The sequence below is a fragment of the Pseudoxanthomonas sp. JC1303 genome (assembly GCF_058448525.1).
In genome coordinates this window covers 1444120-1470175 of record NZ_CP185958.1, presented here as the reverse complement: position 1 = coordinate 1470175, position 26056 = coordinate 1444120, and the positions used below count along the sequence as shown (strand labels likewise).

At 68.8% G+C, this 26056-nt stretch carries 21 protein-coding genes and 1 pseudogene; 16 read left to right on the top strand and 6 right to left on the bottom strand.

The features are described 5' to 3' along the window. Positions 1 to 28 precede the first annotated feature (28 nt). Entirely contained in the window at positions 29 to 397 is a 369-nt protein-coding gene (locus tag ACORQU_RS06485; protein ID WP_271648172.1) for a DUF427 domain-containing protein, read from the top strand. A 401-nt stretch (positions 398 to 798) separates the two neighbouring features. After that, positions 799 to 981, top strand: a complete 183-nt coding sequence (locus tag ACORQU_RS06480) for a hypothetical protein (protein ID WP_271648173.1) — start codon at positions 799 to 801, stop codon at positions 979 to 981. Positions 982 to 1202: 221 nt separating this feature from the next. On the opposite strand, the gene ACORQU_RS06475 is transcribed toward ACORQU_RS06480, so the two are convergent. Further along, positions 1203 to 2996, bottom strand: coding sequence for a GGDEF domain-containing protein (locus tag ACORQU_RS06475; protein ID WP_491643988.1), 1794 nt, complete (start codon positions 2994 to 2996; stop codon positions 1203 to 1205). Between the two features lie 139 nt (positions 2997 to 3135). Further along, positions 3136 to 3567: a VOC family protein gene (locus tag ACORQU_RS06470; protein WP_491643987.1), complete on the bottom strand. Its 432-nt coding sequence runs from the start codon at positions 3565 to 3567 to the stop codon at positions 3136 to 3138. A gap of 104 nt (positions 3568 to 3671) precedes the next feature. On the opposite strand from ACORQU_RS06470, the gene ACORQU_RS06465 reads away from it, so the two are divergent. From ACORQU_RS06465 to ACORQU_RS06445, 5 genes are all read left to right on the top strand, one after another. Then, positions 3672 to 4562, top strand: coding sequence for a LysR family transcriptional regulator (locus ACORQU_RS06465; protein WP_491643986.1), 891 nt, complete (start codon positions 3672 to 3674; stop codon positions 4560 to 4562). Positions 4563 to 4847: 285 nt separating this feature from the next. Beyond that, positions 4848 to 5996, top strand: coding sequence for an efflux RND transporter periplasmic adaptor subunit (locus ACORQU_RS06460; RefSeq protein ID WP_491643985.1), 1149 nt, complete (start codon positions 4848 to 4850; stop codon positions 5994 to 5996). 3 nt (positions 5997 to 5999) lie between these two features. Next, positions 6000 to 9101, top strand: coding sequence for an efflux RND transporter permease subunit (locus ACORQU_RS06455; RefSeq protein ID WP_491643984.1), 3102 nt, complete (start codon positions 6000 to 6002; stop codon positions 9099 to 9101). A 213-nt stretch (positions 9102 to 9314) separates the two neighbouring features. Next, positions 9315 to 10151, top strand: a complete 837-nt coding sequence (locus ACORQU_RS06450; protein ID WP_491643983.1) for an alpha/beta fold hydrolase — start codon at positions 9315 to 9317, stop codon at positions 10149 to 10151. Between the two features lie 319 nt (positions 10152 to 10470). Continuing rightward, positions 10471 to 11895, top strand: coding sequence for a carboxylesterase/lipase family protein (locus ACORQU_RS06445; protein WP_491643982.1), 1425 nt, complete (start codon positions 10471 to 10473; stop codon positions 11893 to 11895). Between the two features lie 17 nt (positions 11896 to 11912). On the opposite strand, the pseudogene ACORQU_RS06440 reads toward ACORQU_RS06445, so the two are convergent. Continuing rightward, a pseudogene (locus ACORQU_RS06440) lies at positions 11913 to 13225 on the bottom strand (Nramp family divalent metal transporter). 211 nt (positions 13226 to 13436) lie between these two features. Between ACORQU_RS06440 and ACORQU_RS06435 the strand changes: the two are divergent. The 4 genes from ACORQU_RS06435 to ACORQU_RS06420 all read left to right on the top strand — a co-directional run bounded on the left by ACORQU_RS06435 (position 13437) and on the right by ACORQU_RS06420 (position 15743). After that, on the top strand, positions 13437 to 13793 hold the full coding sequence (locus ACORQU_RS06435; protein ID WP_491643981.1) for a hypothetical protein: 357 nt from the start codon (positions 13437 to 13439) through the stop codon (positions 13791 to 13793). An 84-nt stretch (positions 13794 to 13877) separates the two neighbouring features. After that, positions 13878 to 14360 (top strand): flavin reductase, encoded by a 483-nt coding sequence (locus ACORQU_RS06430; protein WP_491643980.1) that lies wholly within the window; start codon positions 13878 to 13880, stop codon positions 14358 to 14360. 146 nt (positions 14361 to 14506) lie between these two features. Next, positions 14507 to 15235 (top strand): haloacid dehalogenase type II, encoded by a 729-nt coding sequence (locus ACORQU_RS06425; RefSeq protein WP_491643979.1) that lies wholly within the window; start codon positions 14507 to 14509, stop codon positions 15233 to 15235. A 25-nt stretch (positions 15236 to 15260) separates the two neighbouring features. After that, a complete protein-coding gene (locus ACORQU_RS06420) occupies positions 15261 to 15743 on the top strand; it encodes an Lrp/AsnC family transcriptional regulator (protein ID WP_271648185.1) in 483 nt (160 codons plus the stop codon). An 18-nt stretch (positions 15744 to 15761) separates the two neighbouring features. Here ACORQU_RS06420 and ACORQU_RS06415 read toward each other — a convergent pair whose 3' ends face one another. Together ACORQU_RS06415 and fabV are read right to left on the bottom strand one after the other, a co-directional pair. Further along, complete coding sequence (locus tag ACORQU_RS06415) at positions 15762 to 17609, bottom strand: family 43 glycosylhydrolase (protein ID WP_491643978.1); 1848 nt, start codon at positions 17607 to 17609, stop codon at positions 15762 to 15764. A 447-nt stretch (positions 17610 to 18056) separates the two neighbouring features. Then, entirely contained in the window at positions 18057 to 19262 is a 1206-nt protein-coding gene (fabV, locus tag ACORQU_RS06410) for an enoyl-ACP reductase FabV (protein ID WP_491643977.1), read from the bottom strand. Positions 19263 to 19806: 544 nt separating this feature from the next. Here fabV and ACORQU_RS06405 point away from each other — a divergent pair. From ACORQU_RS06405 to ACORQU_RS06395, 3 genes are read left to right on the top strand one after another with little or no spacing between them, the layout of a single operon-like run. After that, complete coding sequence (locus tag ACORQU_RS06405; protein WP_491643976.1) at positions 19807 to 21801, top strand: bifunctional 2',3'-cyclic-nucleotide 2'-phosphodiesterase/3'-nucleotidase; 1995 nt, start codon at positions 19807 to 19809, stop codon at positions 21799 to 21801. 54 nt (positions 21802 to 21855) lie between these two features. Beyond that, the gene (locus tag ACORQU_RS06400; RefSeq protein ID WP_491643975.1) at positions 21856 to 22200 is read left to right on the top strand and encodes an antibiotic biosynthesis monooxygenase family protein; all 345 of its coding nucleotides are present in this window, start codon (positions 21856 to 21858) and stop codon (positions 22198 to 22200) included. A 39-nt stretch (positions 22201 to 22239) separates the two neighbouring features. Next, complete coding sequence (locus ACORQU_RS06395) at positions 22240 to 23352, top strand: alpha/beta hydrolase fold domain-containing protein (RefSeq protein ID WP_491643974.1); 1113 nt, start codon at positions 22240 to 22242, stop codon at positions 23350 to 23352. Positions 23353 to 23355: 3 nt separating this feature from the next. Here the strand turns inward: ACORQU_RS06395 and ACORQU_RS06390 are convergent, their stop codons facing one another. After that, entirely contained in the window at positions 23356 to 24768 is a 1413-nt protein-coding gene (locus ACORQU_RS06390; protein WP_491643973.1) for an amino acid permease, read from the bottom strand. Between the two features lie 222 nt (positions 24769 to 24990). Here ACORQU_RS06390 and ACORQU_RS06385 point away from each other — a divergent pair, with 222 nt between their 5' ends. Continuing rightward, entirely contained in the window at positions 24991 to 25203 is a 213-nt protein-coding gene (locus ACORQU_RS06385) for a ParD-like family protein (protein WP_491643972.1), read from the top strand. Further along, on the top strand, positions 25200 to 25976 hold the full coding sequence (gene map / locus ACORQU_RS06380) for a type I methionyl aminopeptidase (protein ID WP_491643971.1): 777 nt from the start codon (positions 25200 to 25202) through the stop codon (positions 25974 to 25976). The genes ACORQU_RS06385 and map overlap by 4 nt, the downstream gene beginning before the upstream one ends. The last annotated feature ends 80 nt before the right edge of the window (positions 25977 to 26056 follow it).

Genomic DNA, 26056 nt, shown 5'->3' with positions numbered 1-26056 from the left:
CCCTGCCCCCGCCCGAAGACGGCGCATCATGCCCAACGCAGCCATCAAGACCCCTGGCCCCGACCACCCGATCACGCTCGCGGCCCATGCTGGCCGTGTGGTGGTCACCCTGAACGGCACGACCCTGGCCGATTCGCCCCGCGCCCTGCTCCTGCAGGAGGCCGGTTACCCGCCGGTCTACTACCTGCCGCGCGCGGATGTGGACATGCGCGCCCTGGCGCGGACCCCCGAGTCGACCTACTGCCCGTACAAGGGCCATGCGGCGTACTACGCGCCGGTGGGAACGGCCGGCCCGGGGATCGCCTGGAGTTATGAGCGCCCGCATGCGGCGGTGCACGCCATCGCCGGCCACCTGGCGTTCTATCCCGATCGGGTGGACGCCATCCAGGTCGACTGAACGCGTCGGCCCAGGCCAGGGCGGCCCGAGGGTGGTCGATCGGCGGTGCCGTACGGTTGGCCAGCACCAGCGTGGTGCCTGCCGCCTGTGGGTGTCCCGGCGCGTCCGAGCCGCGTGCGTTGGTGGCGTGGGCGACGGGTGTTTGAGAGCTGGAGGCGGGCTTGCCACGGTCGACAAGCACACGCCGCGACGGGCTGCGGCCGAGCCACCGGACGTGGTCGAACACCGGCCGGATGACGGCCGGCCGGCCTGCATCGGCGCGCGGCCGACCAGGTGAAGGGCCAAGCCGGGCCGGCGCGTGCCGTGCCCGGACCGAGCGAGCGCCGGTGACCTGGATTCACCCCCGGCCACCGGTAGAATGCGCGCTGGCCCCTCAACCCACACCGGCCCGGCCTTTGTCGATGTCGAACTTTCCTTCGGTCCTGTACCTGCTCACCGTCGCCCAGAAGCGCGCGATCCTCGAGCGCCATGGCTATACCCTGCATCCGGAAGATCGCGAATCGGACCTGGACTTCACCCTGGCCGGCGATGTGGACAGTGGCGCCATCGGCCTGAAGGAACTCGAGCAGGCCATCGGCCGCTGAGTTCGGGGGTCGGAGTTTTCCTACAGCCGCCCGCGCCGATGCCCGACAGACGGCCCGGCCGGCCGGGCGCATGCTGGCTCTGCCTCCGGCGGCAACCCTCGCATCAGCATTGGATGCTGCTCGGCACGGATCCCAGGGCGCGACATTGAGCACGTCGCATCGCACGGGCCGGAGGCTACCCCTTCTATGGCCGGTCACCCCGGCCTTCTTTTTTTCCCGGCTCAGGCCGGCGCCGGCACGCCTGGCATGACATGCACGCCCCGTTTCAAGCGCTTGGCCTCGCGCTTGGCGCCGGCCGCGCAGGAGGCGATCGCCTCGGCTCCTTCGAACCGGGCCGCGTCGGACGGGACGATGCCGATGGTCAGGGTGGTCAGCGGGAAGCTGGCCTGGCGCCCGCTGCGGTCCTCGCCTTCCAGCATGCCGCGCGCGACCTCGCGTGCGTCGAACAGCGACAGCGCCCCCTGATTGAAGTCGGCCACGATGGCCTGGCAGCGTGCCAGCCAGTCCTCGCTCTGCATCAGGATGACGAAGTCGTCGCCTCCGACATGGCCGACGAAATCCCACTGCGGGTCCACATGCGAGGTGATCACCGAAGCGACCAGCTGGATCATGCGATCGCCGCGAAAGTACCCGTATTGGTCGTTGTAGGGCTTGAAGTTGTCCAGGTCGCAGTAGCAGGCCACGAACGCCCGCCCGCTCTCCAGCAGGCGGTTGATGTGCTCGGTGATGGGAATGTTGCCTGGCAGCAGGGTCAACGGGTTGGCGTAGCGCGCCGCCTCGATGCGCAGTTCGGTGACCCGGCGCACCAGCGCCTCGCCCGCGCCCACCCCGCGGTAGCGACCGTGCTCGGTGACGATGAACCCGTCATGCAGGTAGCGCTGGTCCTCGCCGAGCAGGATCTGCGACATCTCGTCGATGCTCTGGCCCACGTCGCACAGCACCGGCGAGGCATGCATGTGCACGGTGCAGGGCTTCTTGCCGATCAGTTCGCGGGCGAAGGGGATGGCCATGCGCTCGTTGAATACGCGGCGGTTGATCAGGCCCACCGGACGCTGCTGCGCGTCCAGGACCGGGATCGCGTTGAGCTCGGGATTGGCGCGGAAGATCGCTTCGGCATCGTTGTTGGTGCTGTCCACCGGGATGCTCGGCGCTTCGACCAGCATGTGCTCGGCGGTGACCCGGCGGATGCCGCTGGGGCGCCCGCTGCGCGGCCACACCGGGGTCTTGCCATGACCCAGTGCCTCCAGCTCCGCGGGCACCGTGGTGGTGGTGTGGAACGCCGGCCGTCCCAGCAGGTAACCCTGCACGTAGGGAATGCCCAGGTCCTGCAGCAGGCGCAGATCCTCGATGCGCTCCACGCCTTCGGCGATCAGCTCGGTGCCGTAGCTGTCGGCCACCTGGACCAGGGCGCGCACCACGGCCAGCTTGCCGGGGCTTTCGGACAGGCCATCCACCAGGTACCGGTCGATCTTGACGAACTCCGGCAACAGCTCGTGCCACAGCTCGAAGTTGGAATGCCCGTTGCCGAAGTCATCCAGGGCCACGCGCGCGCCAGCCGCGCGCAGGTAGCCCAGCACGTGGGCCAGGCCCTTGGCGTCCTCGACGATGTCGCGCTCGGTGATTTCCACCACGAAGCGGCTCAGGTCCTGGCCCGAGCCCTGCAGCGCGCGCAGCACCTCGCCCGAGCGCACGGCACCGCGCAGCAGCGCATTGGCACTGAGGTTGAGCAGCAGGCGGCCGCCGGTGGCGAAGTCGAACGCGCGCACGGCGGCCTCGACCGCGCGGGTCTCCAGTTCGCCCAGCGTGCGGCGTTGGCGCGCGGCCTCCAGCAGGGCCAGTGGCGAGCGCCCATCGTCCGGGCGCATCAGGGCTTCGTGCCCGGCGACGCTGCGGTCGCGCAGGCGCACGATGGGCTGGTAGGCCATGCGGAAGCCGGATCCGGATGCGGGCGTCGGCGCGGTGGCAGCGGGCGTGTCGAGGACCGCGTCGGCCGACGCGGCAGGCAGAGGGTCCATGAAGGGCGTCCGAAAAGTGGGGTCGGGCGCGCCGGGGGACGCCGCCAGCAGGACGGGCATCCAGTCACCGTCCACGGGGCGGCATTTTCGGGTCGCGGCCATGACGTGTGCATGACAGCGACCGCATTGGAGACGGGGCTTACTTGGCGAACAGGCGCGAGAGGTCGGCAAAGGCCTTCAGCTCGATCGCGTTGCCGCTGGGGTCCAGGAAGAACATGGTCGCCTGTTCCCCCGGTTCGCCCTTGAAGCGAATGTAGGGGGCGATGACGAATTCGGTACCGGCGGCGGTGAGGCGCTGGGCCATCGCCTTCCACGCCTCCATCGGCAGGACCACGCCGAAGTGCCGCACCGGCACGCCGTGGCCGTCGACCGCATTGGTCGCCGCCGCGCCGGTCTCCTGCGGGGCCAGGTGGGCCACGATCTGGTGGCCGTGGAAGTTGAAGTCCACCCATTCCGGCGAGCTGCGTCCTTCCGTGCAGCCGAGCAATCCGCCGTAGAAGCCGCGCGCAGCCTCCAGGCTGTGGACCGGAAAGGCCAGGTGGAACGGGGGCAGGGTGGCGGCGGTGTCCATCGTGCGGCTCCAGGCCTTGGGTGCGGACTCCCGTTTTACCCATCAGCAGTCGCGATGGAAAACGATATATTCGAGCCCTCAGCCCAACTTTTGGTGATGCACGCGTGATCGCGGAGCTCCGCACCCTGTTGGCCGTGGCCCGCCACGGCACCTTTGCCGCCGCCGGCGCGCGCATCGGCCTGACCCAGGCGGCGGTGAGCGGGCAGATCAAGCGGCTGGAGGCGCAGCTGGGCCTGCGTCTGTTCGACCGCACTGGACGCTCGGCCACGCTCAATGCCGACGGCCTGCGCACCCTGGCGCGGGCGCAGGAGCTGGTGGCGCGCTTCGACGCGCTGGCCGACCCGGCCACGCCCGACACCGCTCAGGCACGGCTGCGAATCGGCGCGATCGCCTCGGTGCAGGCCGACCTGCTGCCCGGCGCACTGGCGCGCTGGCGTCAGGCCCATCCGCGGCGTCCGCTTCAGGTCGTCCCGGGGATCTCCCTGCACCTGATGGATCAACTGGATGCCGGCGAGCTGGAGCTGGCGGTGATGATCCGCCCGCCTTTTGGCATCCCGGCGGGGCTGGCGTGGACCCCGCTGCGGCGCGAGCCTTACATGCTGCTGGTGCCGGCCACGCTTCGGGCGCGTGCCTGGCGCAGCGTGCTGGAGGCGCATCCCTTCATCCGCTACGAGCGCAGTTCGTTCGGCGGGCGCCAGGTGGATCGCTTCCTGCGGACCCAGCGCCTGCAGCCGCGCGAATCGATCGAGGTCGATGACCTGCCGGCCATGACCGCCCTGGTCGCCGCGGGCCTGGGCGTGGCCCTGGTGCCGTGCGCGGACGACGGGACTGCACTGCCGCCCACGGTGCGCGCCATGCGCTTGGGCGAGGCGGCCTTCCATCGCGAGATCGGCCTACTGCGGCCGAGGCAGGGCATGGACGATCCGGCGCTGGAGGAACTGGTCGCCAGTCTGCGGGCCGAGGCGGCCACGCCGGCGTCGCGTCGGTCGCGTTGACCCGGCCTGCGGGACAATCGGCGAACCTGCTGGACTTGTGCGCCGCAACCGGCACCCCGTGTCGCAGCGAGATGGCTTAGCGTGGTGGACCGCGTCGCGTCTGTCCGCGCTCTGGCCTGGGCATGACGAACCGGTCATGGACGCCATCGCGCGGCAATGCAGGAGCGAGACTGTGTCGCGACGATCCGGGTGTTTGCCCGGATCGCGTAGGATTCCGCGACTTTGCCCCCCACCGCCAAGCCCCTGCCCACGATGCGTCGAGTTGCCTGTTTCCGATCCTCTTCCATGTCAGGACGTGTCAGCGCATGGGCCGGCTTGCTGGTGATCGCGGCATTGGCGCTGGGGGGTTGCCAGGGCAAGGCCGACGCGCCGGCACGCACGACACGCCAGGTCCGGGTAATGACCCTGGCCCCGCAGTCGGTGGCCCTGGAGACCGAACTGGCCGGCCGCACCGTGGCATCGGAGGAATCCGAAGTGCGCCCGCAGGTCGGCGGCGTGCTGCGCAAGCGGCTGTTCACCGAAGGCCAGACAGTCAAGGCGGGCCAGCCGCTGTTCCAGATCGATCCCACGCTCTACCAGGCGGCCAGCAACGAGGCGCGCGCGAACCTGGCCACGGCCGAGGCCGCGCTGGCCACCGCGCGGCTGCAGGCCCAGCGCTACCAGCGACTGGGCAAGACCCAGCTGATCTCCCAGCAGGAGGTCGACGATGCGGTCGCCACCTACAAGCAGGCCGCCGCCGCCGCCGATGCCAACCGCGCGGCGCTGGAGACCGCACGTACCAACCTGCGCTTTGCCACGGTGACCGCGCCGATCGGCGGGCGCATCGGCCGCGCCCTGTTCACGCCCGGCGCCCTGGTGACCTCCGCCCAGGCCGATCCGCTGGCGCGCATCCAGCAGCTGGATCCGATGAACGTGGACATCACCCAGTCCAGCAACGAATACCTGGCCTTGCGGCGCGCGATCGCCGCCGGTGGCGTGGAAGCTTCCAGTGCGCAGGTGCACCTCACCCTGTCCGATGGCACCGGCTATCCGCTGCCCGGCACCCTGGAATTCGCCGATATCGACGTGGACCAGGCCACCGGCAGCATCACCCTGCGCGCGCGCTTTCCCAACCCGGAGGGCGAGCTGTTGCCGGGCATGTACGTGCGCGCGCGCGTCGGCCAGGGCGTGCGCCAGCAGGCGCTGCTGGTGCCGCAGGCGGCGGTGGACCGCACCCCGCGCGGCGATGCCCAGGTCTGGGTGGTCGGCCGGGATGACGTTGCCCACCTGCGCCAGTTCACCACCCTGCGCTCGGTCGGCAACCGCTGGCTGGTCGACAAGGGTCTCAAGGCGGGCGAGCGCATCGTGACCGGTGGCGGTGAGGGCCTGCGCGACGGCGAGAAGGTCGTGGTCAGCGCGGCCGCGCCGGCCGCCGCCGCTGCCGAACAGGGCTGAGCCGTGCTGCCGCGCTTCTTCATCCACCGGCCGGTGTTCGCCTGGGTGCTGGCGATCTGCATCATGGCCGCCGGTGCCATCGCCATCGCCACCCTGGCGGTGGAGCAGTACCCGGACATCGCCCCGCCGCAGGTCAACATCAGCGCCACCTACAACGGCGCCTCGGCGCAGACGGTGGAGAACAGCGTCACCCAGGTGATCGAGCAGCAGCTGACCGGCATCGACCACCTGCTGTATTTCTCATCGACCAGTTCGTCCGCGGGCCAGGCCCGCGTGAGCGTCACCTTCGACCAGTCCGCCGACCCGGACATCGCCCAGGTCCAGGTGCAGAACGCGGTCAACCAGGCACTCAACCGGTTGCCCGAGGAAGTGCAGTCGCGCGGCGTGCGGGTGTCCAAGTCGCAGGGCGACAGCCTGATGGTGGTGGCCCTGTACGACACCACCCACCAGCTCACCCGGGTGGACATCGCCGACTACATGGTCAGCTACGTGCAGGACCCGGTCAGTCGCATCAACGGGGTGGGCGAGGTCAACGTGTTCGGCGCGTCCTACGCGATGCGCATCTGGCTGGACCCGCACAAGCTGACCGCCTACCAGCTCATGCCCGGCGATGTGAGCGCGGCGATCCGCGCGCAGAACACCCAGGTCACCGCCGGCGAACTCGGCCAGCAGCCGTCCGGGCCGGAGCAGACGCTCAATGCCACGGTCACCGCACAGTCGCGCCTGCAGACCCCCGCGCAGTTCCGCGACATCATCCTGGCCACCCAGCCCAGCGGCGCCAGCGTGCGCCTGGGGGACGTGGCCCGGGTGGAGATCGGCGCGGAGTCCTACCAGGACGCCAGCTTCCTCAACAACTATCCGGCCTCCGGCTTCTCGGTCTCGCTGGCCTCCGGGGCCAATGCACTGGAGACCGCCGATGCGGTGCGCGCGGAGGTGGAGCGCCTGAAGGAGACCTTCCCGCCGGGGCTGGAAGTGGCCTATCCGCGCGACAGCACCCCGTTCGTGAAGCTCTCGATCGAAGGGGTGGTCCACACCCTGCTGGAAGCGATCGTGCTGGTGGTGCTGGTGATGTACCTGTTCCTGCAGAACGCGCGGGCCACGCTGATCCCGGCGATCACCGTGCCGGTGGTGCTGCTGGGCACCTTCGGCGTGCTGGCGGTGACCGGCTTCACCATCAACACCCTGACCCTGTTCGCCATGGTCCTGGCCATCGGCCTGCTGGTGGACGATGCCATCGTGGTGGTGGAGAACGTCGAGCGCATCATGCACGAGCAGCACCTGCCGCCGCGCGAGGCCACCGAGCAGTCGATGGGCGAGATCACCGGCGCGCTGATCGGCATCACCGTAGTGCTGGGCGCGGTGTTCCTGCCGATGGCGCTGTTCGGCGGGTCCACCGGCATCATCTACCGGCAGTTCTCCATCACCATGGTCTCGGCCATGGGCCTATCGGCGCTGGTCGCGTTGACCCTGACCCCGGCCCTGTGCGCCACGTTGCTCAAGCCGGTGGAAGCCGAGCGCAAGCCGGGGCGGTTCTTCCGCTGGTTCAACCGCAACGTCGAGCGCGCCCAGGACGGGTACCAGCGCCGCCTGGGCCGACTGCTGGCGCGGCCCTGGCGCTGGATGGCGCTGTATGTGGGCATCGCGCTGGCCGTGGGCCTGCTCTACGCGCGCATGCCCACCGGCTTTCTCCCGGTGGAGGACCAGGGTCAGATCCGCGTGCAGTTCAACGCGCCGGAAGGCACGCCGCTGCCGGCCACCGAGCAGCTGGCCAAGCGGGTGAGCGACTACTTCCTCACCCAGGAGAAGGCCTACGTCGAGTCGGTGTTTTTGGTGGTGGGTCGCAACAACGCAGGCGTGGGCCAGAACGCGGGTCAGGGCTTCCTCTCGCTCAAGCCATGGGGCGAACGCGGCAGCGAGGGCACCGCGGCGGCGATCATCGCGCGGGCCAACGCGCACTTCCGCAAGTCCACCGAGGACAAGGTCAGCGTGTTGGCGCCCGGCGCGGTGCGCGGGCTGGGTCAGTCCAGCGGCTTCGAGCTGTGGCTGCGTGACAGCAACGGGGCCGGCCGCGAGGCGCTGCTGCGCGCCCAGCAGGCCGTGCTGGACCAGGCCGGCGAGGACAGCCGCCTGACCGCTGTGCGCCTCAACGGCCTGGGCGACAAGCCTCAGCTGCACGTGGACATCGACCAGGCCCAGGCCAGTGCACTGGGCCTGGCCCAGTCGGACATCAACGCGACCCTGTCGGCCGCCTGGGGCGGCACCTACGTCAACGACTTCATCGATCGCGGCCGGGTCAAACGCGTGTACATCCAGGGCGACGCGCCGTATCGCGCGCGGCCGGAGGACATCGGCCAGTGGTATGTGCGCGGCAGCGGCGGACAGATGGTGTCCTTCGACACCTTCGCCAGCACGGGCTGGACGCGCGGCGCCCAGCTGCAGCAGCGCTACAACGGCCTGGCCGCGCTGGAGCTGCAGGGCAGCGCGGCCGACGGGGTCAGTTCTGGCAAGGCGATGGACATCATGCAGGGCCTGGTCGATGCGCAACCCGGGTTCGACCTGCAGTGGAGCGGGCTGTCCTACCAGGAGCGCATGTCCAGCAACCAGACCCTGCTGCTGTACGGCGCCTCGATCGCCTTCATCTTCCTGTGCCTGGCCGCGCTTTACGAGAGCTGGTCGATCCCCGTCGCGGTGCTGATGGTGATCCCGCTGGGCGTGCTGGGTACGGTGCTGGCCACCACGCTGGCCGGCTTCGACAACGACATCTATTTCCAGGTCGGCCTGCTGACCACCATCGGCCTGTCGGCCAAGAACGCGATCCTGATCGTCGAGTTCGCCGAAGCCCGGCGGCGGGCCGGGCGCCCGGCGCTGGAGGCGGCCCTGGCCGGTGCGCGCCTGCGCCTGCGGCCGATCGTGATGACCTCGCTGGCCTTCGTGGCCGGCGTGATCCCGCTGGCCCTGTCCACCGGCGCCGGTGCGGCCAGCCGCCGCGAGATCGGCATCAGCGTGATCGGCGGCATGGCCACCGGCACCGTGCTGGCGGTGCTGCTGGTGCCGTTGTTCTTCGTGCTGGTGCGGCGCGTGCAGGGCGCGCGCGCCGCGCACTGACCGACGCGCGCCTGAGGCCGAGCGGGAACGGCCCGCTCCAGGTGTACCCTGCGTTCGCCAGCATGGGCCCGGGCGAAAGCCTCGACAGGCCTGCTCGCATTGCCTCGCCCCATGCCTCGGTACGCACCACGCACTTCCCCCCCCGCGATGGCTGGCGTCATCTGGCCGGCCTAGCCTCAGTCGTTCCCGCCCTTCAACCCGGAGCACACGATCATGAGCACAGTCACCACCCAAGACGGCGTCGAGATCTTCTTCAAGGACTGGGGCCCCAAGACGGCCCAGCCCATCATGTTCCACCACGGTTGGCCGCTCTCGAGCGACGACTGGGATGCGCAGATGCTGTACTTCCTCGGCAAGGGCTTCCGGGTCGTCGCCCACGACCGACGCGGCCACGGCCGCTCCAGCCAGGTCAGCGAAGGCCACGACATGGACCATTACGCCGCCGACGCGGCCGCGGTGGTCGAGCATCTGGACCTGCGCGAGGCGGTGCACATCGGGCACTCCACCGGCGGTGGCGAGGTGGCCCGCTACGTGGCGCGTCACGGCCAGCCGGCCGGGCGCGTAGCCAAGGCCGTGCTGGTCAGCGCGGTGCCGCCGCTGATGGTCAAGACCCCGGACAACCCGGGCGGCACGCCGATCGAGGTGTTCGACGGCTTCCGCCAGGCCCTGGCCGGCAACCGCGCGCAGTTCTTCCTGGACGTGGCCGCCGGTCCGTTTTACGGCTTCAATCGCGAGGGCGCACAGGTCTCCCAGGGCGTGATCGAGAACTGGTGGCGGCAGGGCATGGCCGGCGGTGCCAAGGCGCACTACGAGGGCATCAAGGCGTTCTCGGAAACCGACCAGACCGAGGACCTCAAGCAGATCACCGTGCCGACCCTGGTGATGCATGGCGACGACGACCAGATCGTGCCGATCGACGATGCCTCGCGCCTGTCGGTCAAACTGCTGCAGAACGGCACGCTCAAGGTCTATCCGGGCTTCCCGCACGGCATGCTCACCACCCAAGCGCAGGTCCTCAACGACGACCTGCTGGCCTTCATCCAGGGCTGATTCGCGTTGGGTTTCCCGGTCTCGCTCCGCAGCGGAGCGTGGCCGGGAAAACCCCGCGGCTGGCCCCGCGCGCGAATATTCGCCTCCTGGCAGCGCGATCGGATGGCGCCGGGGATCGGTGCGCGATCCACGCACGCGCATCGATGGCCGGCCGTCGCCGGGTCCCTCGGCAGCGCATCGGTGATCTGAACGGCAGGGGCCTGCGACGTTCAATACGGCGGCTGCTGAACCGGGCAGGCCGCACTGCGGGATGACAAGCCGGCGCCATTGCGCGATCTTCGGCGGCGCCCGCGGCTGGCGGGCGTGATGAGGAATGCCGATGTTGCTGTCCCGCTCGCTGCTGCCCACGCTCGCGCTGTGCGCCTCGCTGGCACTGCTTTCCGCCTGCGCGACGGGATCCGATGCCACGCCGCCAGACCAGGTACGCATCGACACCGGGCGCCTGCAGGGCGCGCGCGCCGATGGTGTGACCGCGTTCAAGGGCATCCCGTTCGCCGCCCCGCCGGTGGGCGCGCTGCGCTGGCGCGCGCCGCAGCCGGCCGCGGCCTGGTCCGGCGTGCGCGATGCCAGCGCCTATGGTCCGGACTGCATGCAAAAGCCCTTCCCCAGCGACGCCGCGCCACTGGGCACCACCCCGGCCGAGGACTGTCTGTACGCCAATGTCTGGAAGCCGGCCGATGCCAAGGGCAAGCTGCCGGTGCTGGTGTGGATCTACGGCGGCGGCTTCGTCAACGGCGGGGCCTCGCCGCCGACCTATGCCGGCGCGGCGTTGGCCCGGCAGGGCATCGTGGTGGCCAGCTTCAATTACCGCGTGGGCCGCTTCGGCACTTTCGCCCATCCGCAGCTGACCGCCGCCGATGCCGACCACGGGCTGCTGGCCAACTACGGCTACATGGACCAGCTCGCGGCCTTGCGCTGGGTCCAGCGCAACATCGCGGCCTTTGGTGGCGATCCGGACCGGGTCACCATCGTCGGCGAGAGTGCAGGCGGGATGTCGGTGCACATGCTGCTGACCTCGCCGATGGCGGCCGGGCTGTTCGACCAGGCGGTGATCCAGTCCGGTGGCGACGGCATCAGCAAGGGCGACCTGGCCGGGGCCGAAGCGACCGGCGTGCGCTTCGCCCAGTCCAAGGGCATCGCCGCCGATGATCCGCAGGCGCTGGCCAAGCTGCGCGCGCTCTCGCCGCAGGCGGTCACCGACGGCTTGAACCTGGCCACCGCCTTCGCCCCCAGCGATGCGCTCACCAAGACCTTCAGCAGCCCCATCGTCGATGGCAAGGTCGCCGTGGACATGGGGACGGCGTACGCCGCGGGACGGTTCAACAAGGTCCCGGTGATGGTCGGCGCCACCAGCAACGACATCGGCGGGCGCGAGGGCTACATGGTCACCGGCGCGCGCAAGGTCGCCGGCCTGCTGGCCGACCAGGGCATCCCGACCTGGTACTACCGGTTCTCCTACGTGGCCGGTTCGGCGCGCACGCCGGACAACGCCGGCGCCAACCACGCCAGCGACATCCCGTTCTTCTTCGACACCGCCGACATCAAGTACGGCGCCGACACCACCGCGCAGGACCGCACGGCCGCGCGCCTGGCCAGCGGCTACCTGGTGAACTTCGTCAAGACCGGCGATCCCAACGGCGCGGGGCTGCCGACCTGGACGCGCTACGACAGCGCCACTCACCCGATGCTGGACCTGACCGCGCAGGGCACCGCGGTGGGTGAGCCTGACCCCTGGGCGCCCTAGGGGCGGGACGACACGCCCTAGGCGATCCAGAAATACAGCAGCGCCAGGTTCGCCAGCGAGATCACGCCGAACAACAGCCACGCCAACGCCGCCACCGGCACGCTGTTGGCAAAGCGCCCCATCAGCGTGCGGTCGGAAGTGAAGCGGATCAGCGGCCACAGCGCGAGGGGCAGCTGCAGGCTCAGCACCACCTGGCTGAGCACCAGCAGCTTGCCCACCGCGCCCTCGCCCAGCCACACAACGCCGGCCAGCGCTGGGGCCAGGGCCAGGGCGCGGGTGATCAGGCGCCGCTGCCAGCACGGGATCTTGATGTGCAGGAAGCCATCCATCACCACCTGCCCGGCGATGGTGCCGGTGAAGGTCGAGCTCTGCCCGGAGGCCAGCAGCGCCACGCCGAATAGCAGGCTGGCCACGGTGCCACCGACCAGCGGATCGAGCAGGTGGTAGGCGTCCTGGATCTCCACCACCGTCTGCCCGCTGCGATGGAACGCCGCCGCGGCCAGGATCAGGATTGCCGCGTTGACCAGCAGTGCCAGCGACAGCGAGCCAATGGTGTCCACACGGGCAAAGCGCACCGCGCTGGCCTTGGCGGCGTCATCGCGTCCACCCGCGCGGGTCTGCACCACCGAGGAGTGCAGGTACAGGTTGTGCGGCATCACCGTGGCGCCCAGGATGCCATGGCCAGATACAGCGGCTCCTGGTGGCTCAGCATCTCCCAGCTCGGGCGCAGGCCTGCGGCCACGTCCGGCCACAGGGGCTTGATCAGCAGCAGTTCCACGGCGAAGCAAACGCCGATCGTGACGATCAGGCCCAGCACGATGGCCTCCAGCCGGCGGAACTTCGCTCCCTGCAAGGCCAGCACGATCACCGTGTCGAAGGCGGTCAGCACCACGCCGGTGGTGATCGAGACCCCCAGCAGCAGGTGAAAGGCCAGCGCCGCGCCCAGCACCTCGGCCAGGTCGGTGGCCACGATGGATAGCTCGGCCAGCAGCCATTGCCCGCGCGCCACGCGCGGCGCGTAGCGCGCGCTGGACAGCTGCGCCAGGTCCTGCCCGGTGACGATGCCCAGGCGCGAGGCCAGGTTCTGCAGGACCATGCCCGACAGGCTGGCCAAGACGACCACGAACAGCAGCGCATATCCAAAGCGCGAGCCGGCTTCGATCGCCGTGGCCCAGTTGCCCGGGTCCATATAGCCCACCGAGATCAGCAGCCCGGGGCCGAGGAAAGCCAGCAGCCGGCGCGGCAGCGAGGCTCCGGCCGGCACCGCGACGCTGTCGCTGACCGCGGAAGGACAGAACGGCGCCGTGGCGGTCGTGGGGAGCTTGTACATCGATGCGGGACAGCTTGGCGGAAACGATCCCGCTAGCCTAGCCGCTGGCGAGGCGCCGCCGGCCATGCGCGACGCATGCGATCATGGGGCATGCGGTGCAGCACACGCATGCGCCCGGCCTGCCGCACCAGGACGTGTTGTTTCACGGCACTCCAACCCAGGCTCTGGGATGTTCGATCGACGGGGAAATCGGAACAAACGAGGGGTCACGATGGGGACTGCGAAGGATCCGCGCGACGCGGGTCATCAGTTGGTGTGGTGTCTGAACCGCGAAGAAGAGTACTGGCGCACGTACTGCGCCGGGCAGGGCATGTCCACGGAAGAGTTCGACGCGCGCTGGCCGGTGGTCAGCCTGGCCTACCGTATCGCGCTGGATCACCCGCGCGAGTCGGTGGAAGAGGCGCTTCGGCGCTTTCTGCGCGACACCAACGGATCGGGCCTTGACGAAGACAGCCGGCGCCAGGCGTTCGGCCGGATCTGGGGCCGGATCCTGGCCCACCAGCATGGGGATCTTCCGCCGGGCACGACGCTGGAAGCCGCCCCGCCGGGGTCTTCAGCGGTGGAATAGGTCGCCCCGCCTGCCCAGGCGATCCGCAGCGTGTCGTGCACGGGTGTGAAACCGCCCGCCACAAGCGTGGACAATAGGCGGGTCATGAATTCCGAACGTTTCCGCCACGCCATGTCACGCCTGGGCGCGGCCATCAATGTCGTCACCACCGCAGGCCCGGCCGGGCGCCACGGCCTCACGGCCTCGGCCGTGTGCAGCGTGACCGATGCGCCGCCGACCGTCCTGGTCTGCATGAACCGCCGTTCCGGCTCGCATCAGGTGTTTCGCGACAACGGCGTGCTGTGCGTCAACGTGCTGTCCCGCCACCATCGCGTCGTGGCCGGCCGCTTCGCCACGCCGGCCGATGCCGGGACCCGCTTCGAGCACGACACCTGGGAGGTGCTGGAGACCGGCGCCCCGGTGCTGGCCGATGCCAGCGCCGCGCTGGACTGCCGCATCACCGACATCAGCGAGGTGGGCACCCACAGCGTGTTCTTCTGCGAGGTGGTGGCCGTCAGCACGGCCGCGCAGGCGGGAGGATTGGTCTGGTTCGACCGCGCCTACCATCCGCTGGGCGATCCCGACTAGCGGCCGTCGGGCCGGGTCGAGCGTGCCGCGTCGCCGCGCCTGCCTTGCTTGCGTCGCGCTCGCCGCCGATGGCACCGACATCGGCCTGATCGTCCAGTGCCCTGCCAGGGCCTTGGACAAGACGCTTAACCTCAAGGATTTCCACCATGCAGTTGACCGATTTCAAGGCCCTCACCTTCGACTGCTACGGCACGTTGATCGACTGGGAATCGGGCATGATCGAAGGCCTGGCCGAGTTGACCGCCAAGGCCGCCAGGGCCGGTCTGCAGCTCGGCCGCGACCAGATCCTGCAGGCCCACGCTCGCCACGAATCCACCCTGCAGCGCGACACCCCGGCCAAGCGCTACTGCGATTTGCTGGCGGTGGTGTACAAGCGCCTGGCCGACGAATGGGGTGTTGCGGTGTCGGTGGATGCGTGCGAACACTACGGGCGCTCGGTGCGCCACTGGCCGGCGTTCCCGGATTCGGCCGAGGCTCTGCAGTATCTGAAGAAGTACTACAAGCTGGTGATCCTCTCCAACGTCGACAACCGCTCCTTCAGCCATTCCAACGAGAAGCTGCAGGTCCAATTCGATGCGATCTACACCGCCGAGGACATCGGCTCGTACAAGCCGTCTCCGCGCAATTTCGCCTACATGCTCGAAAGCCTGGCCGAGCTCGGCTTGGGCAAGCAGGACATCCTGCATACCGCCGAGAGCCTGTACCACGACCACCAGCCGGCCAACGCCCACGGGCTTGCCAGCTGTTGGATCTACCGTCGCCACGCCCAGCAGGGTTACGGGGCGACCATGGACCCGGGCACCAAGCCCAAGACCGATTTCTGCTTCCACTCCATGGCCGACCTGGTGAAGGCGCACCAGCGGGCCCTGCGGTAAGGCGCAGAAGACCAAGACAGCCGCCATGGACAAGCCACCCAAGCTCGACCGCATCGACATCAACATCCTGGCCGAACTGCAACGCAACGGGCGGGTCACCAACGCGGACCTGGCCGAGCGCGTCGGCCTGTCGGCCAGCCCGTGCCTGGCGCGGGTCAAGCGACTGGAGCGTGCTGGCTACATCGCCGGCTATGGCGCGCGCCTGGATCTGGCCAAGCTGTTCCGGGTGCAGGTGGTCTACACCTCGGTGACGCTGGTCAATCACCGGCGCGAGGATTTCGACAAGTTCGAACACGGCCTGCGCAGCATCGACGAGCTCAACGAATGCCACCTGGTCAGCGGTGGCTTCGACTATCTGCTCAAGTTCGTGGTGCGCGACGTGGCCCACTACCAAGAGCTGATCGAGACCCTCCTGGACCGCAACATCGGCATCAGCAAGTATTTTTCCTACATCGTCATCAAGTCGCCGATCGTCAAGGTCGATGTCTCGATGAAGTCGCTGGTCTGAGCGCACCTGCGTTGGCGGTCAGGGCATGGACACCACGCGCCCCAGCGGTGACACCCCGGCCTCGTTGAATGCTTCCACCGACACCGAGTACCCGGGCTGCACGTTGAGCGCGCGCAGCTCCAGCGTGGTGCCGTGGTCGGCGAAGACCTGGTAGGACAGGGTGAGCCGGTCCGGGCGCACGCCCCAGCGCACGTTGTAACCGGTCGCACCGGGCACGGGTGTCCAGGCGATCGTCGCGTCGCGGAGGTCGTCATGGCGCGTGGCGGTGATGCCGGTGGGGGCGGCCGGCGGCGGGCCGTCGGCATTGCCAAACACGCGCAGCCCGCTGATGGCCAGGTGCGCGCCGCCGATGTGGCCATGCACGTAGCGGACGTAGCGGGTACGCACCGGCGTGTCGAGCTGCAGGTAGGCGTTCGGCCGGTCGCGGCGTGTGGCCGGGTCGTCGTCGATGCGCGCCAGCGGCGCCCAGTGTGTCCCGTCGTGCGACTGCTGCAGCTCGAAGCTGGTGTAGATGTCCGGCGCATCGACATAGCGCCCGGCCCGGTAGTCGGCGAAGTTCACCTGCACTGCGCGCACCGTCATCTCCGCGCCCAGGTCCACGCGCAGGGTCTGCCCGGTCTCGGTCCTGCCCGCCACCCAGAAGGTCCGCGCATCCTCGTCCGTGGCACGACGCGCTTCGAACTCCCCGAGCGTGGAGGAGGCGAGCACGGGCTTGTGCCAGGACAGCAGCATCCAGCCGGTGAACAGCGCTTCGGGATCATCGACCCTGTTGGTGGGCATCCAGTGCGGAAAGTCGCCGAAGCGGGTGGACACCGCCATCTGGCCGTCGTCGTAGAAGCGCGCCGGATACATCCCGATGCGGCGCTCGAAAGTGCCATTGACCCCGATCCATGACGTGCCTGTGTTCCACCAGTTGCCGTGCGCATCCTCGAAGGTGGAGCCATGCCCCGCGCCCACCACGAAGCCGCCAGGCTTGTAGGCGATCGGGTTGTACTCGGCGTAGGTGAACGGCCCCAGCGGCCCGTCGCCCACATAGGTGCCATTGCCGTAGACGTTGTACTCGGTCCCCGGTGCGCCGTACTGCAGGTAGTAGCGCCCACCGTGCCGGGTCATCCAGGCGCCCTCCAGGTAGTTGCCGATCGGCTTGCCGTCGGGAAAGCGCGCGCCGTGATGATCGGGGCCGAAACGTTCCCAGCCATGTCGGTCCGGCTGCAGGGTCAGCAGCGGCTTGGGCTTGCCGCGGTAGGACCAGCGCCCCGGTGCGCGGTCCAGCGCAATGCCGTAGAGGGGATAGACATCCGACGAGCCCCAGTACAGGTACCACTGGCCGTCGTCATCGATGAACAGGTCCGGATCCCACGGACCGGACGGGATCATGCCCTTGGGCACCTGATCGTCCAGGTTGGCCTTGACCGCATCTGGCAGCGGCGGCAGCTCGCGGGTCAAAAAGTCCAGCCGCCCGCTGGCCGGATCCGTGCTTTCCAGCACCGGACGCGGCGCGTAGGCCGACTGCATCAGCACCAGGCGCTGGCCATCGGAGACCGCCGCTGGCGCAACCACCGGCTCGAAGGACCAGCGGCTGGGCGTGATGAACGTCCAGTCCAGCAGGTTGGTCGACCGCCAATAGCCCTCGGCGATGGTCAGGAACAGGTAATAGGCCCCGTCGTGGCGCACGATCACCGGGTCGGCGCCGGTGCGGTAGCTCACCGCATCATTGAGGTGCTCGAAGTTATAGCGATAGTCCACATCGACCGGATTGGCGTAACTGCGCCGCATCTCCTGCGCCTGCGCGGCACAAGCCGCCGTACAGGCCAGCAGGGCAAAGACCGCGTGCGCTGCGCGGACGAATCGGCGGGGACGGGACATGCAGCAGATCCGGGGGCGAACGGGCGCCCATGGTGCCGCCACGTTGTAACCGATGCCTTCCGCGTCGCAGCATCTGACGTCGAATCAGCCAAGCGCGCCTGCATGCGGTCCTGAGCCACTCTTCCCTGGGGCACCGCCCGTTGGCGTGGTGCCAAGCCGGGCAGGACATGCGCAGGTGCGTGCGTGGTGGTTGGAGCTGGGTGGGCCGAATGCAGCGCGTCGGCGCTGCCCGCATCCGCACCTGTTCAAAATCAGATGCCCGCGCGGAGCGGGCATCTGCCGGCGCAAAGTAGCGCGCCGAAACGTTTCGCCGCATGTCGTCACATGGCACGGCGTCGCAGCAGACTAGTGCACCCAACCCCACTGCCAGCCAAACGGGCGCTCACATCGGGCAGAAAGAAGCCCGCACGGCGGCGGGCTCTTTCAGGCTGACGCGGGCGCGGGACTTCAGAGTTCGATCACGTCGAAGCGCACGTCCGGGTTCACCTCGGCGTCGTAGTCCACGTCGTCACGCTCGAAGCCGAACAGCTTGAGGAACTCGTGCTTGTAGCTGGCGTAGTCGGTCAGCGCGAACAGGTTCTCGGTGGTGACCTGCGGCCAGATCGCTTTGGCAGGGTCCTGCACTTCGGGCTTGAGCTCCCAGTCGTCCAGGCGCAGGCGGTGCTCCTCGTCGACTTCGGCCGGGGCGCCATCGGCGCGGTACATGCGTTCGCGGAACAGGCGGTCCAGTTGCTCGATGGTGCCTTCGTGCAGGCCGAGCTCCTTCATCACCTTGAAGGCGATGGCGATGTACAGCGGCAGCACCGGGATGGCGGCGCTGGCCTGGGTCACCACCGACTTGAGCACCGCCACATTGGCGCCGCCGCCGGTGGCGGCCAACTGGGCATCCAGACGACGTGCGGTGGCGTCCAGATCGGCCTTGGCCTTGCCCAGTGCGCCGTGCCAGTAGATCGGCCAGGTGATCTCGGTGCCGATGTAGCTGAAGGCCACGGTCCTGGCGGCCGGGGCCAGCACGCCGGCCTGGCTGAGCGCGTCGATCCACAGCTGCCAGTCCTGGCCGCCCATCACGGTGACGGTGTCTTCGATTTCCTGCTCGGTGGCCGGCTCCAGCGTGGCCTGGATCACCTGGTCCTTGTTGGTGTCGATGGCGCTGGAGGTGTAGGGCGCGCCGATCGGCTTGAGCGCCGAGCGCTTGAGCTCACCGGTGGACGGCAGCTTGCGCACCGGCGAGGCCAGCGAATACACCACCAGGTCGACCTGGCCGCCCATCTCGGTCTTGATCAGCTCGATGACCTTGGCCCGCGCTTCGTCGGAGAACGCATCGCCATTGATCGAGCGGCTGTACAGCCCTTCGGCCTTGGCGAACTTGTCGAAGGCCGCGGCGTTGTACCAGCCGGCGGTGCCGGCCTTCTTCTCGCTGCCGGGCTTTTCGAAGAACACCCCGAGCGTGTCGGCGCCGAAGCCGAAGGCGGCGGAGATGCGCGCGGCCAGGCCGTAGCCGCTGGAGGCGCCGATGACCAGCACCTTCTTGGGGCCATCGGTGCGCACGCCCAGGGCGCGGGTGGCGGCGATCTGGTCGCGGACATTCAGTTCGCACCCGAGCGGATGGGTGGTGGTGCAGATGAATCCGCGGACCTTGGGATGGATGATCAAGACGATGCCTCTTGGAAGAACGTTGCGCGCGGCATCTTAATCCCCGCGCCGCCATACGACCACGTGCGCAGGCGTATGGCATCTGGCTTGGGAACGCTGCAGGCCGGCTGCCTGGCGCCGCGATGCGGTTGCCGTGCACACCGCCAGCCCGGCCAGGACGGCGCCCATGAGTCAGCGCTGCCAGGGGGGCGCTGGGCCATGAACACGGCGATGCTGCCGGCCAACATCGCGAGCACCGCGTCGAACGCCGCGCGGAGGGCGATCCGGGTCGGGCCCAGCCCCAGCGACTGGGTCAGGACCATGGCCAGGGCGATCAGGGCGAGGCGAGCAGGTGGCTGGCTTCGGGCATGGCGACATGCTCCCTGTGGAGGCGGGGAGGGCGATGGCGAAAACGGCGCGGCCATGACGCGGGGCGACCGGGATCGCCCGTGCACAGCCCAGCGTCCAACCCGGCCGCCCCGACGTGCGAAGCCAGAGGCGGCGACATCGTCGGGTCAAGCGAATCTGATACCGTCCCGCCCCTTGTTTCCAGCCTGTTTCCGCCATGCCCCTGTCGCTGCGCCGCGTCTCCGCCTTCCTTGCTGTCTCCCTGGCCCTGGCCAGCTGTGCCACCACGCCCGCCGCCCGGGCACCGCTGGCCGACGGCGCCACCGCGCAGGTGGCGATCCTGGAGACCACCGATGTGCATTCCAACGTGCTGAGCTACGACTACTACAAGGCGCGGGAAGACGATTCGGTCGGCTACGAACGCGTGGCCACGCTGATCCGCCAGGCGCGCGCCGAGTTCGCCAACAGCTTCCTGTTCGACGATGGCGACACCATCCAGGGCACGGTGCTGGCCGACTTCCAGGCCAAGGTGCAACCAGTCGGCTGCGACGAGGAACTGGGCGTCTACAAGGCCTTCGACGCGATGGGCTACGACGGCGGCACCGCGGGCAACCATGAGTTCAATTACGGCCTGCATTTTCTGTCGCAGGTGACCGGCACGCCGATGAACGTCGAGGGCGGCACCACCCAGCGCTGCAAGGGGCCGGACTATCCGCTGGTGCTGTCCAACGTGTTCAGCACCCGCGACAACCAGCCGATCTTCAAGCCCTGGGCCGTGGTGACCAAGAACATCGTCGTCACCGGGGCCGACGGCAAGCCGCAGGTGGTGCCGTTGAAGGTGGGCATCATCGGCTTCACCCCGCCGCCGATCCTGGCCTGGGACAAGCAGAACCTTGAGGGCAAGGTCACCGTCACCGGCCCGGTCGAGGCGGCCAGGCGCTATCTGCCCGAGCTTCAGGCGCAGCATCCGGACATCGTGGTCGGCATCCTGCACGGTGGGCTCAACGCCGCGCCGTATACGCCGGACATGGAGAACGGCGGCTGGCACCTGGCCGGGGTGGACGGCATCGACGTACTGCTGCTGGGCCACTCGCATACCGAATTCCCGGGGCCGCGCTACAAGGACCTGCCCGACACCGATGCCACACGCGGATTCGTGCGCGGCAAGCCGGCGGTGATGGGCGGCTTCTTCGGCAAGGACCTGGGCGTGATCGACCTGCGCCTGGTGCGCAGGGACGGCCGCTGGACCATCGACCCGGCCACCACCCACAGCGAGGTGCGGCCGATCTGCAAGGGCAAGGGTGACTGCGTGCCGGCCGACCCGGCCATCGCCCCGCTGGTGGCCCAGGCACACGCCGCCGCACAGGCTTACGTCAACACGCCCATCGGCAAGAGCGATGTGCACTTCACCAGCTACTTCGTCGACGAGGGCAACAGCTCGGCGCTGGCCGTGGTCAACGCCGCCCAGCGCGACTACGTGCAGCGCGCGCTGCCGGCGCTGCATCCGGAGCTGGCGGGCGTGCCGGTGCTGTCGGCGGCCGCGCCGTTCCGCACCGGCTTCGGCGGACCGGACGATTACACCGACGTGCCGGCCGGCACGCTGACCCTGCGCAGCGCGGCGGACCTGTACTTCTTCCCCAATACGCTGAGCGCGGTGAAGGTGGACGGCGCCGGGCTCAAGGTCTGGCTGGAGCAGTCGGCCGAGCGTTACAACCGCATCGATCCATCCAAGCCGGATCCGCAGCCGCTGATCAACGCCCGCTACGTGGCCTTCAATGCCGACCAGATCCAGGGGGATCTGTCCTACACGATCGACCTGACCCGGCCAGCCGGGCAGCGCATCACCGACCTGCGCTACCAGGGCAAGCCGGTGCGCCCGGACCAGCCCTTCATCGTGGCCACCAACAACTACCGCGCCAGCGGCGGCGGCAATTTCCCTGGCCTGGACGGCAGCAACGTGGTGCTGGCCGCGCCGGACGGCAACCGCGAGATCCTCGCCGCCTGGCTGAAGGCCAAGGGCACGGTCACCCAGGCCGACCTGGAACCGACGTCCTGGCACTTCGCCCCGATCAAGACCGCCGGCCCGCTGACCTTCGACTGCCCGGCCGGCAAGCTGGACATCGCCAAGGCCCAGCACCTGCCGCCGATCCGTATGCTCAAGGACAACGGCGACGGCACGGCGGTGTGCGCGATCGAGCTGTCTAAAAGGTGATACAAGCCGGATAGGCAACAATGCGCATCCCTCACCTGCAAAGGACATGCATGCATGATCAATGGCGTCGGCTTCTGCGTGATCTATCGGGCGCGCGTGCGTCCTGAGCTTGAATCGAGTTACATCGCTGCCTGGTCCAGGTTGACCCTGCGACTGCGCGAGCAGCGCGGGGCCCTGGGATCGCGTCTCCATCGAGGCGCCGACGGCGTCTTCTATGCCTACGCGCAATGGGAAAGCGCGCAAGCACGCGCCCATGCCTTCAGCCTGCCATCGGTGGATCCTGTTGCGAGTCAGCAGATGGCGGAGGCCATCATCGAATCGCTTCCCGAGATCGTGCTGGATCCGATCCTCGATCATTTGCTGACGCCTGGTGAGGCGTCGATGTCCGCGTCACACTGAGCGCGTCACTGGCCTTTCCACAACCCTCGGGGGAGTGTCTTGATCCATTCCCATCTCGGGCGTTATCTGTTCCTCCTCGTGCTAGCGACAACCTCTGTGGCTGTGCTCGCCCAAGATCCAGACAGCGGCGCCCGTCACGTCAAGGGGTTCGACCTCCCAGCCTCCGCATATCTGAGTGCCCAGGCCAGGAAGAAAGTCATCGCGGACGCCAACAGCGTCGACCCGCTGGCGTCCATGGACAACGCGGCGCTTGTTCGCAGTCTTCAACACCTCAGGGAGGGGACCGATGCCTGGGCGAAGGGCGAAGTGGCCAAGCTCCGGGCGCGTCATGCGGTCGGGGTTTCCCATGAGCAATGGGGCGGTGTCCCCGTGGTGCTGGTGGAGCCCAAGGGCGCGCGCGGCGAACAGCTGCTGATCGAGTTGCACGGCGGAGGGTTCGTCCTGGGCCGCGCGGAGTCGATGGGGCTGCTGGATGCGATTCCTGTCGCGGCGGCTTCCGGCATGACGGTGGCCGCCGTCGAATATCGGCAAGGCCCGGAATCCCACTTTCCCGCCGCTACCGACGATGTCCTGCGCGTCTATCGCGCGGCACTGGAACGTCTGCCGCCCAGTCGTATCGGGCTCTTCGGCTGCTCATCCGGAGGCGTGCTGACGGCCGAGGTACTGGCCCGTATCGCCGTGGAGTCGCTGCCCATGCCGGGCGCGGCAGGTGTGTTCTGCGCGGGCGGCGATGCGCGCTACGGCGGAGACTCCCAGTTCATCTCCGCCGCCATCAATGGGCTTGCGCCACCGCCATCCCAGGCCCGCACCGAGATCATGGAAGACCTTTACTACGGCGATGTCGACTTCCGGGACCCGCTGGTCTCGCCGGCCTTTTCAGACGATGTGCTTCGCCATTTTCCGCCGACGCTGTTCGTGACCGCCACGCGTGCGCCGGAGTTGAGCAGTGCGGTGTATATGCATGGGCGCCTGACGCGCCTGGGCCGCAGGCCGCAGCTGAATATCTGGGACGGACTGGGACACGCGTTCTACTTGGACGCGGACCTGCCCGAGAGCCGGGAGGCGTTCGAGGTGATCGCAGGTTTCTTCCGCGATCACCTCGTCCCGGCGACGCCAGACGCAGCGCAGCAACACCCCGTCGCTGCTTCGTAACCGTCAGTCCTTCGCCAACACCGCATTGCGCCGGCCGTACAGCACGTACGCCACCAGGCCGACGACGTTCCAGATGCCGAAGTACAGCTGGGTGCGGCTGGGCAGGCTGAAGAACAGATACAGGCAGCCGAGGATCGCAACCGGGCCGACGATCCAGGCCAGCGGGGTGCGGAAGGTGCGGGGGCGGTCGGGCTCGCGCTTGCGCAGCACCAGCATGCACGCGGCCACGGCGGTGAAGGCGGCCAGGGTGCCGGCGTTGGCCAGCGCGGCGATCTCGTCCAGGCGGGCGATGCCGGCCAGGGCGGCGACCAGCACCGCGGTGAAGGCGGTGGTGGCGATCGGGGTGCCGGTGCGCGCGCTGACCTTGGACAGCCCGCGTGGCAGCAGGCCGTCGCGCGACATCACGAAGAAGATGCGGCTCTGCCCGTACAGGAAGGCCAGTAGCACCGTGGGCAGGGCGATCACCGCCGCCGCGCCGATGGCCTTGGCCGCCGCGCCTTGGCCCAGTTCGCGCATGATCAGCGCCAGCGGCTCGGGGCTGTGGCCAAACACCGTGTAGCTCATCGCACCCACCGCGGCCAGCGCCACCAGCACGTAGATCAGGGTGCAGCCGATCATCGAGCCCACGATGCCGATGGCCAGGTCGCGCTCGGGCTTCTTGGTTTCCTCGGCGGCGGTGGAGATCGCATCGAAGCCGTAGAAGGCGAAGAAGATGATCGCCGCCGCGGCCATGACCCCGTGCTCCACGCCATCTGCGCCCACGGACTTGGCGAAGCCGTAGGGCATGAACGGCTGCATGTGCGCGCTGTTGAAATGCGGCAGGGCCACGGCCACGAAGATGCTCAGGGCGATGATCTTGACCACCACCAGGATGGCGTTGAGCGTGGCGCTCTCCTTGGTCCCGGCCATCAGCAGGCCGGCCACCACGAAGGTGATCAGCACCGCCGGCAGGTTGAGCACGCCGCCGGCATGCGGGCCGGCGGTCAGCGCATGTGGCAGGTGCACGCCCCAGCCTTCCAGGAAGCCCACCGCATAGCCCGACCAGCCCACCGCCACGGTGGAGACGACCAGCGAGTACTCCAGGATCAGGCTCCAGCCCACGATCCAGGCGATCGTCTCGCCCAGCGCGGTGTAGCTGTAGGTATAGGCGCTGCCGGCGGCCGGCATCATCGTGGACATCTCGGCGTAGGCCAGCGCCGCGCAGGCGCAGACGATGCCCGCTGCCAGGAAGGAGATCAGCACCGCCGGGCCGGCGAGGTTGGCGCCCACACCGATCAGCGTGTAGATGCCGGTGCCGACGATGGCGCCGATCCCCAGCGCGATCAGGTGCGGCCAGCTCAGGGTGCGCTTGAGCTGGCGTCCGGCCTCGTGGACGGTGACGGTGTTGATGTCTTTACGGCGCAGCCAGGCGGACATGCGGGCCCCTTTGGAAACACGGAAAGTCCCCCAGTGTGGCCGAATCGGCCGGCGGCTTGCACCCCGCCGGGCCTGCGGCCGCGCAAGCCCGGGGCGGCCGGCACGCGCGAAACGCCGCGCTCACCGCGTTCCAGCGCGTCGCGCAGCGGTGGCCGCCTCGCTTGCGCAGGGCTATACGAAACATATACGATTCATATATATCGAACGTGTGGAGGTTTGCCGATGGGCATCGTCAACATCGATGACGAATTGCACGAACAGCTGCGTCGCGCCTGCAAGGTCAGCAGCCGCTCGATCAACGCGCAGGCCAACTTCTGGATCAAGGTCGGGATGCTGTGCGAACTGCATCCGGAGCTGAGCTTCCAGCAGATCGTCGCCAGTGAGCTGCGTGCCGCCGGCGTGCAGCCACAGGCGCTGCGCAGCGGGCGCGCATGACCAAGAGCGCAGAGGAACTGGCGCTGATGGCCCGCGCCGGCGCGCTGCTGGCGCAGGTCTTCGACGCCCTGGGCCAACAGCGGCTGGAAGGCCGCAGCACGATGGAGCTCAACGAATTTGTCGAGCGCATGATCGTCGACGAACTGCACGCTCGGCCGGCCAGCAAGGGACAGTACGGGTTCCCCTACGTGCTCAATGCCTCCATCGACGATGTGGTCTGCCACGGCGTGCCCGCACACGAGGATGTGCTGCGCAGCGGGCAGATCGTCAATCTCGACATCACCCTGGAGAAGGACGGCTACATCGCCGATTCCAGCACCACCTATCTGGTGGGCGAGGTCGACTATCAGGCACGCCGCCTGGTGGCGGCCGCGTACCAGGCCATGTGGAAAGGCATCGCCGCGGTGCGGCCGGGTGCGCGGTTGGGCGACATCGGCCATGCCATCGCCCATGCAGCGCGCGGACAGGGCTACAGCGTGGTGCGCGAGTACTGCGGTCACGGCATCGGCCGGGAGATGCATGAAGATCCACAGATCCTCCACCACGGCCGTCCCGGCACCAGGCTGGTGCTGGAGGAGGGCATGACCTTCACCATCGAGCCGATGCTCAACCAGGGCAGGGCGGCGATCCGGTCCAAGCCGGATCAGTGGCCGGTGTATACGCGTGACGGCAAGCTTTCGGCGCAGTTCGAGCACACCGTGGCCGTCACCCGGACCGGCGTGGACGTGCTGACGCTGCGCCCGGGCGAGCGCCCACCGTGCACGCTGGGATGAGGCGAGCAGATCGGCCGGCGAGGCCGTAGCTCAGGCGGTTGGAGGCATCGCCTGACCCGCGTGGCACCAGGCTGAAATGC

Excerpts from the sequence above, each read along its gene's own strand:
- ACORQU_RS06450 (WP_491643983.1), top strand. The coding sequence starts at position 9,315 with ATGAGCACAGTCACCACCCAAGACGGCGTCGAGATCTTCTTCAAGGAC.
- ACORQU_RS06475 (WP_491643988.1), bottom strand. The coding sequence starts at position 2,996 with ATGGACCCTCTGCCTGCCGCGTCGGCCGACGCGGTCCTCGACACGCCC.
- ACORQU_RS06405 (WP_491643976.1), top strand. The coding sequence starts at position 19,807 with ATGCCCCTGTCGCTGCGCCGCGTCTCCGCCTTCCTTGCTGTCTCCCTG.
- ACORQU_RS06430 (WP_491643980.1), top strand. The coding sequence starts at position 13,878 with ATGAATTCCGAACGTTTCCGCCACGCCATGTCACGCCTGGGCGCGGCC.
- ACORQU_RS06480 (WP_271648173.1), top strand. The coding sequence starts at position 799 with ATGTCGAACTTTCCTTCGGTCCTGTACCTGCTCACCGTCGCCCAGAAG.
- map (WP_491643971.1), top strand. The coding sequence starts at position 25,200 with ATGACCAAGAGCGCAGAGGAACTGGCGCTGATGGCCCGCGCCGGCGCG.
- ACORQU_RS06415 (WP_491643978.1), bottom strand. The coding sequence starts at position 17,609 with ATGTCCCGTCCCCGCCGATTCGTCCGCGCAGCGCACGCGGTCTTTGCC.
- ACORQU_RS06470 (WP_491643987.1), bottom strand. The coding sequence starts at position 3,567 with ATGGACACCGCCGCCACCCTGCCCCCGTTCCACCTGGCCTTTCCGGTC.
- ACORQU_RS06460 (WP_491643985.1), top strand. The coding sequence starts at position 4,848 with ATGTCAGGACGTGTCAGCGCATGGGCCGGCTTGCTGGTGATCGCGGCA.
- ACORQU_RS06385 (WP_491643972.1), top strand. The coding sequence starts at position 24,991 with ATGGGCATCGTCAACATCGATGACGAATTGCACGAACAGCTGCGTCGC.
- ACORQU_RS06425 (WP_491643979.1), top strand. The coding sequence starts at position 14,507 with ATGCAGTTGACCGATTTCAAGGCCCTCACCTTCGACTGCTACGGCACG.
- ACORQU_RS06420 (WP_271648185.1), top strand. The coding sequence starts at position 15,261 with ATGGACAAGCCACCCAAGCTCGACCGCATCGACATCAACATCCTGGCC.
- ACORQU_RS06485 (WP_271648172.1), top strand. The coding sequence starts at position 29 with ATGCCCAACGCAGCCATCAAGACCCCTGGCCCCGACCACCCGATCACG.
- ACORQU_RS06390 (WP_491643973.1), bottom strand. The coding sequence starts at position 24,768 with ATGTCCGCCTGGCTGCGCCGTAAAGACATCAACACCGTCACCGTCCAC.
- ACORQU_RS06445 (WP_491643982.1), top strand. The coding sequence starts at position 10,471 with ATGTTGCTGTCCCGCTCGCTGCTGCCCACGCTCGCGCTGTGCGCCTCG.
- ACORQU_RS06400 (WP_491643975.1), top strand. The coding sequence starts at position 21,856 with ATGATCAATGGCGTCGGCTTCTGCGTGATCTATCGGGCGCGCGTGCGT.
- ACORQU_RS06435 (WP_491643981.1), top strand. The coding sequence starts at position 13,437 with ATGGGGACTGCGAAGGATCCGCGCGACGCGGGTCATCAGTTGGTGTGG.